This is a genomic window from Ruegeria sp. D7 (assembly GCF_056534355.1).
Map to the genome: position 1 here is coordinate 1 of NZ_JBQFPG010000002.1, position 12,503 is coordinate 12,503.

A 12,503-nucleotide genomic window follows, 5' to 3' on the forward strand; every position below is an offset into this window, starting at 1 on the left:
ACGCGCGTCTGGCACCAATGCTGTGCGTTATGGGACAATGAAAGATAATGTGCTTAGCCTTGAGGCCGTGATGCCGGACGGGCAAGTGATCCGCACGGGGCATCGTGCGCGAAAATCTTCGGCGGGTTTTGATCTGACCCGCTTGCTAATCGGTGCCGAAGGCACACTGGGAATAATCACCGAAATCACATTGCGATTGCAGGGTATCCCCGAGGCCATCAGTTCAGCTCGCTGTTCGTTTCCATCGGTGGATGCAGCCTGTCAGGCTGTGATGATGACTATTCAGTATGGTATCCCGGTTGCGCGGATCGAATTGCTGGATCAGATGTCGGTCAAAGCGGCAAACGCTTATTCGGGACTGGATTTGCCAGAAACGCCACTGCTGCTGCTGGAATTTCACGGTTCGGACAGCGGTGCAGCGGAACAGGCAGAGACCTTTGGCCAAATCGCGGAAGAATTTGGTGGCAGCGATATCACCACCACTACGACAACCGAAGAGCGCAACAAGCTGTGGCAGGCCCGGCACGATATGTATTGGGCCAGCCTACAACTGCGCCCAGGCGCGCGGGGCATTTCTACGGATGTATGTGTTCCGATCTCGCGTTTGGCCGAATGTGTGACCTCCGCACAGGATAAGGCCGCTGAATTGGGTTTGCTGGCCCCAATCGTGGGTCATGTTGGTGACGGTAACTTCCATACACTTCTGTTAATCGACATGGATGACGCAAAAGAGGTCGCAAGTGCAGAGGAATTCGTCGGTTGGCTAAATGATCTTGCAATTGCGATGGAGGGCACCTGTACCGGAGAACACGGAATCGGGCAGGGTAAGCGCCCCTATCTGGTGAAAGAACTAGGTGCGGCGACAAATTATATGGCGGCGATCAAAGCAGCGCTGGATCCCGATAACATCATGAATCCGGGAAAGATTCTGTAGCCATCAGATCGATTGCCAAATGACGGAATTTTCCAAGCATCAGACACACCTGCGCCTCAATGTTGTGGGACAGATTCTTCACAGAAGAGTATCTGATTCTGAGGTTTTTTATGGGCGCGCTGCGTTTCATTGGTTTTTTGCTGATTGCGGCGATTTTTATCGCGGGTCTCGATTATTACCAGCAAGACAAAAAGCACGATGGATCACTATCGTTCAGTGGATATCTTGAGACGATCAATGACCGTTTCGGTGTGTTTAAGGCAGAACAGGTTGCCAAGCAGGCCGAGCGTGACCGTAAGAAGCGATGGGATGCGGGTGCAAAGCCCTATCTGCCATCGCCGCCAGAGGGTTGGGCCCGGTTTGATCTGGCGGATAGCGAGAGCAAAGCTGTTCAGACGGTGTTGTCCTGGTTCGAGCTTTCGCCCTTGGTCAGCTCGATTTCCAGCCAGGTGGAATTGCAGCGTCTAACGAATGAAGGGCGGGACAGTTTGATACGCAAACTGGCTCAGTCAGGTTATGTGTATGAAAAAGATGGCGACATTGTCTGGTTCGATATCACTTTGAAGCCCAAGAAAGCGCGCAACACGCTTATTGGGTTGGCGCTGGGACGGCAGGCCGATTTCATGAACGCGATGGAGCAGTCCAGCGGGTTCGCGGTTATTGATGGCGTGGCCTTTGCAGAGGTGACCGGTGATATCTCTGGCAGGAACGAAGAAAGCGATATCCGCAAGATCAAAGGTCGCATCGGATTTGATGAAGAAATTGTCCTGCGGTTGCACTCCAATACTAATGACGCGACGATTATTCAGTTTCTGGAAACGGTTGATCTGGCCAGTCTGAACGATCTGCTGGAATTCCCCTCGGTCGCGACGGGGCAGGGCATAGTCATACCGGTCGAAGAGCAGCCCGAGAAGGCGGATAAAATGTTGCATCTCTATGACAAGATGCTGGTCATGCAAGACAAGGTAACGCAGCAGAAAATCGAAAACATGGATATGGGTGCGATGATGCTGAACACGTTGACGGCGACAGAGTTCAATGCCGAAGGATTGGCGGACATCACAGGCGGCAAGGTTTTTGAGAATCAGGACAATCTGCAGATGGCATATGGAAAGGCGCTTGAGATGATTTTGCTCTCGGATCAGCGTCACGTCGATTCTGGTCCGGCGAAATCTGGTGGTGGTTTCCTCAAGGGTCTAATTCAAAAGCTTCCCGGACTCGGAGCATTGAGCGGAGGTAGTGAAGTTGCTGCGGCAACCAAATCAATGCCATCCGAAGTCCGTGTGCGAAAAGGTAACGAAGGTTCCTCTTGCGCGATGAGCGGGAATACCAAGCGTTGTTCGTTCGGTAAGAACTGATCTGCCAAATTGTTGCAAACGACGACTCGCGGCATTAGCGGGTCGTTTTTCTATTATCACTGGTCGGATGAATGTCGCGTCGAGCCCCTCAAATGCGCCATATGGTGTCAACTGAATTCAAGGGGAGACACCCGGCTATGAAAACCCAAGTCAAAGCACTGGTCGTTGGCGGCGGCGCCGTCGGGACCTCGATTGCCTATCATCTGGCCAAAGCGGGCTGGGATGATGTGATGCTGATCGAGCGGGACGAACTGACATCCGGTTCCACCTGGCACGCAGCGGGCCTGTTGCCGTTGTTTAACATGTCGTATGCCACCACCCACATCCACAAGTACTCAGTCGATTTCTACAAGACACTAGAGGAAGAAACCGGCTTGAATGCAGGCTTCGCCGTAGTCGGAAACCTGCGTATGGCACAGACACAAGAGCGTATGGATGAATACATGCTCTATGCATCCACAGCGGAAACTTGTGATGTTGCATATGAGTGGCTGACGCCCGAGCAAATCAAGGAACGTTGGCCTCTGATCGAAACTTCCGACTTGAAAGGCGCGATCTATCACACTGAAGACGGCTACATTAACCCTGCGGACGTGACCCAGGCGATGGCCAAAGGTGCGCGTCAGCGCGGTGTCGACATCGTTCGCAAGATGCAGGCCGATGCGTTCCGCTGGAACGGTACTCACTGGGAAGTCACCTGCACTAAGATGGTCGAAAAGGGCGGCAACCTCATTCCGTCAGATGAGCAGGTTGTGATCACCGCCGAACATGTTGTGACCGCGTCAGGCAACCACGCACAGCGGACCGCGAAAATGCTGGGTATCAAGATGCCCGCGATCCCGGTCGAGCATACCTTCATCGTCATGGACAAAGACCCCGAGCTGGTCAAATGGCGTGAAGCGGGCAACCCCGAGCATCCAGTTGTGCGTGATGCCGACAACGAGTCGTATGCGCGCGAAGAACGTGGCGGCTGGATTCTGGGTATCTACGAACATGGCGCTCCTGCGCAGTTCGAACACGGCGTGCCGGACAGCTTCCGCGCTGACCTATTCCCGCTGGATCTGGATCGGATCGCCGATCAGTACATGGCGATGGCCGAACGCGTGCCGTCCTGTGCTGAGTCCGGTCTGAAAGACGATTTCAACGGCCCGATCTGCTACACACCTGATGGCAACCCGCTGGTCGGTCCCGCTCCGGGGCTGCGCAACATGTGGCTTGCTGAAGGCTTCAGTTTTGGCATCACCGCTGCGGGCGGCACCGGTTATTATCTGGCTCAGATGATGGTCGATGGCGAAGCCGAGATCGACATGGCTTCGCTGGACCCCAAGCGGTATTCGTCGAACTGGATGACCACCGAGTTCGCGGCGCGCAAGAACGAAGAGTGCTATGAGCACGTCTACATCTTGCACCACCCGGATGAAGAGCGTGAAGCTTGTCGTCCGTTGCGCACCGTTCCGGCCTACGACCGTCAGAAAGCTCGTGGCGCACAGTTTGGCTGGGTCAACGGCTGGGAGCGTCCGAACTATTTCGGCCCGCTGGATGCGCCTGATAACTTCGACAAAGAAAGCCGCAGCTTCCGCCGCGGTGGTTGGTGGCAGTATGCCGTCGAAGAAGCCAAAGCGATCCGAGAAGGCGTTGGCCTGATCGATGCGTCGGCCTTCACCAAGCATGTAGTCAAAGGCCCCGGTGCGACCCAGTTCCTAGATTGGTTCACCTGCAACAAGCTGCCCAAGGTCGGTCGCATCAACCTGACCTACGCGCTGACCGCGCACGGCACCACCCGCACCGAATACACCATCGTCCGCAATGGCGAGAACAATTACTACATCGTCTCTGCCGGTGCCTGGACCGAGTACGACGCCGACTACCTTTGCAAGGCGGCCGAGGACAAGATGGAGGAGTTCGGCTACATCGAAATCCAGGACGTGACCACCCAGTGGGGCGTCTTCGCGATCGCCGGACCCAAGTCGCGTGACGTTCTGAAAGAGGTCATCAAGGACGCCGATCCGGAAACCGCGCTGTCCAACAAGCGCTTCCCTTGGTTGTCGGCCCGTCAGATCGAACTGGGCATGTGCCCGGTCAACGCGATCCGCGTGGCCTATACGGGTGAGCTGGGCTGGGAACTGCACCACCCGATCGAGATGCAGAACTATCTGTTCGACCTGCTGGAGAAGGCCGGTGAAAAGCACGGCATGAAACTGGTTGGTGCCCGCGCCCAAAACTGGCTGCGCCAGGAGAAATCCTATCGCGCCTTCGGCACCGAACTGGGCCGCGACGCGACCCCGCTGGAAGCTGACCTGCCGCGCTTTATTGATCTGTCGAAAGACTTCTACGGCAAAGCCAAGCTGGAAGAGACCGGCGTGCGCGTGAAGTGCTGCACTCTGCTGATCGACGGACCGGACGATGCCGACCCCTGGGGCCGCGAGGCGCTGTACACGCCGGAAGGTGAGCGCGTGGGTCGTTTGACCTCGGGCGGGTACTCGGTGGCGTTCGAGAAATCCATCGGCATGGGGTATGTGAAGCCTGAGCTGGCGGTCGAAGGCACCAAGCTGCAGGTCAAAATTCAGGACAAGCTGTGGGATGCGGTCGTCACTTGTGACAGCCCGTATGATCCGAAGAACGAGGTCATCCGCAAGGACGGCTGACGCTTTTTAGAAATAAGGCGGTACTCACGTAGCACCGCCTACCAAAAGCCCGCTCTCGGTGGGCTTTTTTCATGCGCTCAATTCATCAAAGCAGTCTAGTGCCTTGGCGGCGTACATCATGGACGGCCCACCGCCCATCTGGATGGCCATTGCCAGAACGTCCGAAACCTCATCGCGGGTGGCTCCCGCCTTGGCCAACGCCTCGGAATGCAGGGTAATGCAAGGCTCACACCGTACTGCGATTGACATGCCTAACGCGATGAACTCTTTGGTTTTGTAGTCCAGCGTCCCGCCTTCCTTGACAGATTTTCCCAGCGCCCCAAAGGCACGCGCCGTATCAGGAATGGCTCCGTTAAGGTTACGCAAGCTTTTGCGCGTTTCGTTCAGTGAATCCTGCCAGCTCATCATAACGTCCTTCTTGATACATATGATAATCTGCATATGAATGATGAAGAGCAAAGCAGACTTTGATCCTGATCAGATTCCAGTTTTTTGGGCGACAAATGCCAAGTTGTTCGCAGGCATCTTTACGATTTCGACCAGTTCGAGGGCGTTGTCCTTTAACATAGACAATATATATGTGTCGTCTTTGTACCCGATATCAGGGTCTTGTTGGACCAGTGCGTCGTGAAATCGCTGGTCGCCATCGCTTGTCAGGTGTCCGTCACGTTTGAAAGGGCCATAAAGCACCAAACGCCCATCCGTTTTCAGAGCGCACGCTGCTTCGGCAACGAGGGTTTCAGCCTCGGGCAAACTGATCAGGTGCAAGAGGTTGATCAGTAAAACCAAATCTTGCTGCGCCATTGATTTGTGCCAACCCTCCGCAGTCGCATCCAGATGAACGGCTGCGGCGGTGTTTGGTAAACCCTTGGTGTACGCATCGATGCTGGCGCGCCGTTCAGAGGTGACTTCGCTGGGTTGCCAATGCAACCCGGGCATCCGCTGGGCAAAGGCCGAAATGTGTTGTCCGGTTCCACTGGCCAGTTCCAGGGCCTGTCCTGATGACGGGGCGACCCGTGCCAGAAGATCGCACAGCACAGCCGTGTTTCGGCTGGCGGCTGGGGCGACGAGTTTGCTGCCGTCGCCCTCGGTGGCGACGCTGGCATTCGGGGGCAGTTTGCGTTTTGTCATCGTTACAGCCTACCGGGTGTCAGCGCTTTCACAATCGCCGCATCAAGGCGCGGCGACGCGCCAGTCACAAGATCCGCCACAAGTTGCGAGGCTGCAGGAGCGGTCTGAAACCCATACCCTCCCTGTGCTGCCGACCAGATAAACGATGGATCGGTTGGATCAGGTCCGAGCACCAGCGTGCCATCGGCAACAAAACTACGTAACCCCGCCCAATTGGTTTCTACCCGAGTTACAGTTTCAGTAACCATCGCTTCGTATCGTGCCAGTCCTTCTGCGAGAACCATGTCATCGGCGTAAGCGTCATGGGGTGTGGTTGGGTCCGCCTCGCAAGGCGAGACCAGTAGCTTGCCCGCATCAGGTTTGGCGTACCAGCTCTCGCCTGCGCCCAGCATCATTGGCCAGTTTCGCAGGTCATGTTCGCCCGGTGCGGGGATGCGCGCAATCGATCGACGGTAAGGTGTGATCCCGATGGGGGAGATTCCTGCCATCTGCGCCACCTCATCGACCCAGGCTCCGGCGGCATTTACCAGATTGCGTGCCTCAAAGGATTCTGAGGTTTCGACGGTCCAATGAACCGATTTGCGGATGCTGCTGACCCTCTGACGGGTCAGGACTGAACCGCCATTCTTGCGGACGGTTCGCGCAAAGTCCTGCAGGACGCGATCTGTATCGATATCATATGCGCTATTACTTATGGCTGCATAACCGACAGTTTCAGCATTCAGGACAGGAATGTGTCCGATGGCATCATCCGGCGAAATCTCTTGCACACCAAGATCTTGGGCGTCTTTTTGAAACAGCGCCTGTTGATCCCTTCCGCCAATCAGCATCAGGCCGCGTGGTGTTAGGTACGCATTTGTTTCAAAAAACGCAGCACTTGCCTCGTTCAATGCCTTGACCGAGTTTGGACCGTAACCCTTTTCGAACAGGGCGGCTGAACGACCCGAAGTATGATATCCCAATCCGTCCTCGGCCTCTAACACCGTAACTGTGCCGTGCTCTGACAGGCGCGCACCTGCGCTTAGCCCGGCGACACCGCCACCGATTATGAGAAAATCAATCATGCGTTTTGTTCCGTTTCCGGCCGCCAAGTGATCGAGCCGGTGGTAGGTTGACTGGCGACATTGGCGGACCATGGCACGCGTACTGCCAAACGAAAAGACACAAGCCCACCGCAATGGAAACTTGATCGTAGGCGGCCAGCCTGCTTTTAGTGCAAACAACATAAGATTCGGAGGCGGACGTGAACGCGGCAGATATTCACCCGATGGCAACGGGGCACATTCCGTCATATGTGACACAGGCAGATGGTAGCGACTTCCTCTTCACTTTCATGTTGTTTTTTACCGTCGGGATGGTCGTGCTGATCGGGGTTGCCTACTTCACGTTGCATTCGATCCCGGAAAAAATGGCGCATGAAACCAATCACCCGCAATTTCAATTGGTTGGGATTCTGGCGCTTTTGGCTTTGTTTACGCATAACGGCCTTTTCTGGGTTGCCGCCATCCTTGTGGCTGGGTTCCAGTTCCCTGATTTCGCGGCACCGCTGCGCTCGATTGCCGATGCCATCCGATCTTTGGCGCCTAGGCAGGACAAAGAACACGCTTCACCCCCTCCTGAGCCGGAAACTGAGCCCGAACAATCCAAACCCTCCGAACCGGCAGCACAGGGGCACTGAACAATGATCGAGACGATGCTGTGCGCCCTGATTACCGTGCTTCCTGACTATCTGTTTCGCCGCTTTGTGCAGGGCAAACGGATCGGACACGAGATCACGCTGTTCACCATGTGGTACGAGTTGCGCTGGGGGCTGACGACTTGCGCTATTTTGGCGCTAACCGTTATCACAACGCTGTTCTATTTTCACCCGTCCAGCAAAACAGCGGCTTCCTACTTCCGGACGGTAACGATCCTTCCGCAGCTAGGGGGGCGCGTTTCCGAAGTCTACGTGCGCAACAATGAGCAGGTGACAGCTGGACAGCCGATTTTCCGGATCGAAGACTTCACGCAAACCGCGCAGGTCGAAGCGGCGCATGCCCAGATTGCTCAGGTTCAAGCCTCGTTGAAGGTGGCGGAAACCGATCTGGCCGAGGCTGAGGCCGGGATTGCAGGCGCGCGCGCAGCTCTGGATCAGTCGCTCGAGGATCTGGAACGCAATACCACCTTACGTGACGAGGGATCCAGTGCGGTGCGCTTGGCCGAGATTGATCGGTTGGAAAATCTGGTTGCCGAGCGTGAAGCGCAGGTGAAAGCAGCCGTCTCAAAACGCGCAGCGGTTGTACAACAGATCGAAGAGCTGATCCCGGCCCAACTTGCCAGTGCCAATGCGCAGCTGGATGCGGCATTGACCGAGTTGGACAAGACTGTGGTCAATGCTGGAGTGACGGGCAGGGTTGAACAATTCGGGCTTCAGGTCGGCGACTATGTCAGCCCTTTGCTGCGCCCGGCGGGTATTCTGGTGCCATCCTCCTCCGGACATGACCGATTCCAGGCGGCGTTCAGTCAGCTTTCGGCCCAGGTGGTCAAACCGGGTATGATTGGCGAATTGGGCTGCATGACCAAGCCCTTTACCGTTATCCCGGTGGTTGTCGTCGAGGTGCAGGATGTGATCCCATCAGGGCAGATCAGGCCATCTGATGAGTTGCGGGACGTGCAGAGCAACACCAATCCGGGTTCGATCCTTGTCTACCTTGAACCGCTCTACAAAAGCATGGCCGATGATGTGCCTCCAGGCAGCAACTGTCTGGCGAATATCTATACGGATAATCATGCAAAGCTGGAGGATGAGAGCCTCGGCTTCTGGGAAAAATCGTTCCTGCATGTGGTAGACACGATTGGCGTCGTTCATGCGGCAGGCCTGCGCCTGCGACTGATCCTGATGCCAGTGAACACTCTGGTGCTGGGCGGACACTAATTTCACGCCCTAGAACCTAACCATTGCGGCGATTCAATCGCTTGAAGTCCTGACCCGACGACAGCTGGGTATCAAAACGCTCGTGGCTAATATTGCCCACGGTCCGATGGTGTTGGGTCGCCAATAAGACTGGCCACCAAGTAGACCTTCGCCGTGCGTGCAGCATTTGCTTTCTTTGAATGCAGCTATGCGGACTTAGCGGCTGTTTAGCGATTTGCTCATGCTTTTGAGAACTCGTTGATGGAGTTCGGTTGGTGCATCCTCAACTGCAGGTCTTTCGACCCATTCCAAATCCAAGTTCAGTGATCCCGCAGGTACGATTTTTCTTGCGATTTCGGGCGGCGTGGTATCGTCAGTCGTTCCATTCTTCCAGTCGTGAAAGGCTGATGAGTAACGAACGACCGCTCCGCTGGTCGACAATTCGAGCAATCCGCCCTCGGCAAAGAACGTCAGCCTATCTCCCATTTCCTCACCAATAAGTTTGAGCCTGTTTCCCAATCGATGTTTGAGGATGGCTACAAACACTATCGCTGCGGAAAACGTGAATTTATCGACAAGCATAACAACCTGCTTGTTTGCGCTTTCTGAGATCGCGTCGATCAAGGGCATCGTTAGAAGAAAGTCGCCACCAGTGTTTCCGCGAACATCAATTAGTAGTGTTTTGTTCGAGGATGCGCGCACGCATTCCACCGCGGCTGAGATGGCTTTAGGCAGCGCATTTTCCTTCGGATCAAAGAAGCTTGGTAACGCTATTGATAGCCCTAGCTCTTGCCAGTCCTTTATCTCTACAAATATCTCGGGTTCCCAGGCTGGATCAGCCTTGCCGTGCTCGTTTCTCGGGTAGAGCATCGATCCAGGAACTGTATGTTCATTGGCCACTTTCAGATTGGCTATCCGCCCATTTTCGTCCTGCACACGGAACTCGGTCGTGCCGCCGTTTGACGAAAAACCCAAACGTGCCAAAGCGTACGGCCAAGCCAGTAGAATCGGGCCGATGACCCGTTTCCTTTGGCACGTTCCCGCCAGAAATTTCTCTGCAGTGGCTTCAATCTGGCTCAAAGCTGAGCCGTTGACCGCTATCAACTCTCCTCGCGGTGCGGCTATCTCTGGCGCCGCGTCGATGAATTGAACGGAACGTCCAACGCTCACGAATCTCAGCGGTAGCACCTCGATCGCATCATTCGGGATCAGCCGTGTGTGCCCATTGCCGGGAAGTGCCAATAAACGCATCGCTGACAAAAGGAAGGCTTCGACAGAGCCCTCTGAGGCATATTGCCGGGTTTCACCAATACAGTCGTCAATCACGGCCTTTTCGATCTGTCGAAAACTGGGATCGGTCGGCAGGGCAGTTTCTAAAATTTGGTTCAGGTCTTCCGTGAGCGACATGTTTCACGATGCGCATAGCCATTCGTCAATGTCCAGATTGGGCTCAGGGCGACTAAAAAGGCCCGCAAAAACATGCGGGCCTTGTTGTTAGTTTCCAGGTCAGTTTTTACTGCGGAATTTCGCCTTCCAGCCCCTCAACGTAGAAATTCATGCCCGCCAGCGTACCGTCATCGGCGGTCTCGCCTTCGGCCAGCCAGTCACTGCCGTCCTGCTTTTTCAGCGGGCCAGTAAAGGGATGGTATTCACCGGCTGCCATCGCGGCTTTCAGCGCCAGTGCTTCTTCTTTAACGTCGGCGGGAACGGCGTCCGAAATCTCACCAATTGCTACCATGCCTTCCCGGATGCCATCCCATGTGTTGGCACTTTCCCATGTTCCGTCCATCACGGCCTGGGTCCGCGCGATGTAGTAGGGAGCCCAATCGTCGATGATTGAAGACACACGCGGGAAGGGTGCGTATTCGCTCATGTCGGAGGCCTGGCCAAAGGTGACAACGTTTCCTGCCTCTTGCGCGGCTGCCTGCGGTGCAGTCGAGTCAGTGTGCTGCAGGATCACGTCCGCGCCCTGTTCGATCAAAACTGTGGCGGCGTCAGCTTCTTTCGCAGGATCGAACCAAGTGTAAGCCCAGACGATCTTGAACTCGACGTCGGGGTTTACCTTCTTGGCGTGGATGTATGCCGAGTTGATGCCGCGGATCACTTCAGGGATCGGGTAGGAACCGATATAGCCGATGATGTTCGACTCGGTCATTTTCCCGGCGATGTGACCCTGAACGGCGCGACCTTCGTAGAAGCGGGCCGAGTAGACCGAGACGTTGTCGGCGGTCTTGTAGCCGGTTGCGTGCTCGAATTTCACATCCGGGAATTTCTTCGCGACGTTGATGGTCGGATCCATGTAGCCGAACGAGGTGGTGAAGATCAGGTCCGCGCCTTCCAGTGCCATCTGGGTCATCACGCGTTCTGCATCTGGGCCCTCAGGCACCGACTCGACGAACACGGTTTCAACCTTGTCGCCAAAGTGCTCTTCCACGGCCAGACGGCCCTTGTTGTGCTCATAGGTCCAGCCGCCGTCGCCCACTGGGCCGACATAGACGAAGCCGACTTTGGTCTTATCTTGGGCCATGGCTCCCGAGGCCAGACCCAGCGCCATTGCGGCGCTTGCCAAAAGTGTAGTGAATTTCATGTGTTACTCCCCAAGTTGGTTCAGTTGGCCTCGCTTAGTGCGAGGCATGGAAGGTCCGGCCCAATGCGGCAGGTGCGCTGCTCTTGTCGGCCGAAAGGATCACAAGCACAAGGATCGTGATGATGTAGGGCGACATTGCCAGATACTCGACAGGAATGGCAACGCCCGCTGCCTGCAAATTAAGCTGCAACACAGTGATGCCGCCGAACAAATAGGCGCCCAGCAAGACACGCCATGGTTTCCAGCTGGCAAAAACCACCAGCGCCAAGGCAATCCAGCCGACACCGGCAGTCATGCCCTCGGTCCACTGCGGCACGCGGATCAGGCTGATGTAGGCGCCGCCCAAGCCAGCGCAAGCACCACCAAACAGGATCGCCATGATGCGAATCTTGATGACCTTGTAGCCCAGCGCATGCGCCGCATCGTGGTTCTCGCCAACGGCGCGCAATATCAGGCCGATGCGTGTGTATTTCAGCGTGGCCCAGACGGCGGCCGTCAGGGCAATTCCGACATAGAGGATCGGGTCGTGCTGAAACAGGATTGGTCCAATAACAGGGATATCGCTGATTACCGGGATATGGATTTCACCCATGCTGGGCGGCTTTATTCCTACGTAGCTCTGCCCCATCAGCGCGCTGAACCCGAGGCCGAACAATGTTAGGGCCAGGCCACTGGCAACTTGATTGGCCAGCGCCACCTGCGTCAGCAGCACAAACAACAGCGATAGCACCGCGCCACCGATTGCTGCCGCAATAAAGCCCAGCCAGGGCGAACCGGTCTCGACTGAGATTGCGAAGCCGCTGATTGCGCCCACGATCATCATGCCCTCGACACCGAGGTTCAGGACGCCTGCTTTTTCGACCACCAATTCTCCGATTGCGGCCAACAAAAGTGGGGTTGCGGCCACCATTAGCGAGGCGACCAGAAGGACGGGGTTAATTTCACCAAGGTCCAT

11 protein-coding genes are annotated in these 12,503 nt (G+C 55.8%); 5 read left to right on the forward strand and 6 right to left on the reverse strand.

Annotated elements, in window-relative coordinates; all coding sequences use genetic code 11:
- From ACRZ9U_RS02905 to ACRZ9U_RS02915, 3 genes are all read left to right on the forward strand, one after another.
- The coding region (locus tag ACRZ9U_RS02905; RefSeq protein ID WP_480901288.1) for an FAD-binding oxidoreductase at positions 1–934 on the forward strand (934 nt) is incomplete at its 5' end.
- Between the two features lie 59 nt (positions 935–993).
- Positions 994–2,292 carry a hypothetical protein gene (locus tag ACRZ9U_RS02910; protein WP_480901289.1) on the forward strand — a complete coding sequence of 433 codons (1,299 nt, stop codon included), beginning with the start codon at positions 994–996 and terminating at the stop codon, positions 2,290–2,292.
- Positions 2,293–2,429: 137 nt separating this feature from the next.
- Complete coding sequence (locus ACRZ9U_RS02915) at positions 2,430–4,937, forward strand: GcvT family protein (RefSeq protein WP_170401943.1); 2,508 nt, start codon at positions 2,430–2,432, stop codon at positions 4,935–4,937.
- A 69-nt stretch (positions 4,938–5,006) separates the two neighbouring features.
- On the opposite strand, the gene ACRZ9U_RS02920 is transcribed toward ACRZ9U_RS02915, so the two are convergent.
- The 3 genes from ACRZ9U_RS02920 to ACRZ9U_RS02930 form a co-directional block, all read right to left on the reverse strand.
- Positions 5,007–5,342: a carboxymuconolactone decarboxylase family protein gene (locus ACRZ9U_RS02920; protein ID WP_170401940.1), complete on the reverse strand. Its 336-nt coding sequence runs from the start codon at positions 5,340–5,342 to the stop codon at positions 5,007–5,009.
- A gap of 72 nt (positions 5,343–5,414) precedes the next feature.
- Positions 5,415–6,068: a DUF938 domain-containing protein gene (locus ACRZ9U_RS02925; RefSeq protein WP_170401937.1), complete on the reverse strand. Its 654-nt coding sequence runs from the start codon at positions 6,066–6,068 to the stop codon at positions 5,415–5,417.
- A 2-nt stretch (positions 6,069–6,070) separates the two neighbouring features.
- Positions 6,071–7,132 (reverse strand): NAD(P)/FAD-dependent oxidoreductase, encoded by a 1,062-nt coding sequence (locus ACRZ9U_RS02930; protein WP_170401934.1) that lies wholly within the window; start codon positions 7,130–7,132, stop codon positions 6,071–6,073.
- A gap of 203 nt (positions 7,133–7,335) precedes the next feature.
- Here ACRZ9U_RS02930 and ACRZ9U_RS02935 point away from each other — a divergent pair, with 203 nt between their 5' ends.
- Positions 7,336–7,746: a hypothetical protein gene (locus ACRZ9U_RS02935; protein ID WP_170402857.1), complete on the forward strand. Its 411-nt coding sequence runs from the start codon at positions 7,336–7,338 to the stop codon at positions 7,744–7,746.
- Between the two features lie 3 nt (positions 7,747–7,749).
- A complete protein-coding gene (locus tag ACRZ9U_RS02940; RefSeq protein WP_170392496.1) occupies positions 7,750–8,982 on the forward strand; it encodes an HlyD family secretion protein in 1,233 nt (410 codons plus the stop codon).
- A gap of 195 nt (positions 8,983–9,177) precedes the next feature.
- On the opposite strand, the gene ACRZ9U_RS02945 is transcribed toward ACRZ9U_RS02940, so the two are convergent.
- The 3 genes from ACRZ9U_RS02945 to ACRZ9U_RS02955 all read right to left on the reverse strand — a co-directional run bounded on the left by ACRZ9U_RS02945 (position 9,178) and on the right by ACRZ9U_RS02955 (position 12,503).
- The gene (locus ACRZ9U_RS02945) at positions 9,178–10,212 is read right to left on the reverse strand and encodes a S41 family peptidase (protein WP_480901291.1); all 1,035 of its coding nucleotides are present in this window, start codon (positions 10,210–10,212) and stop codon (positions 9,178–9,180) included.
- Between the two features lie 262 nt (positions 10,213–10,474).
- Positions 10,475–11,548 carry a BMP family ABC transporter substrate-binding protein gene (locus ACRZ9U_RS02950; RefSeq protein ID WP_170392494.1) on the reverse strand — a complete coding sequence of 358 codons (1,074 nt, stop codon included), beginning with the start codon at positions 11,546–11,548 and terminating at the stop codon, positions 10,475–10,477.
- 34 nt (positions 11,549–11,582) lie between these two features.
- The gene (locus ACRZ9U_RS02955) at positions 11,583–12,503 is read right to left on the reverse strand and encodes an ABC transporter permease (protein ID WP_170392493.1); all 921 of its coding nucleotides are present in this window, start codon (positions 12,501–12,503) and stop codon (positions 11,583–11,585) included.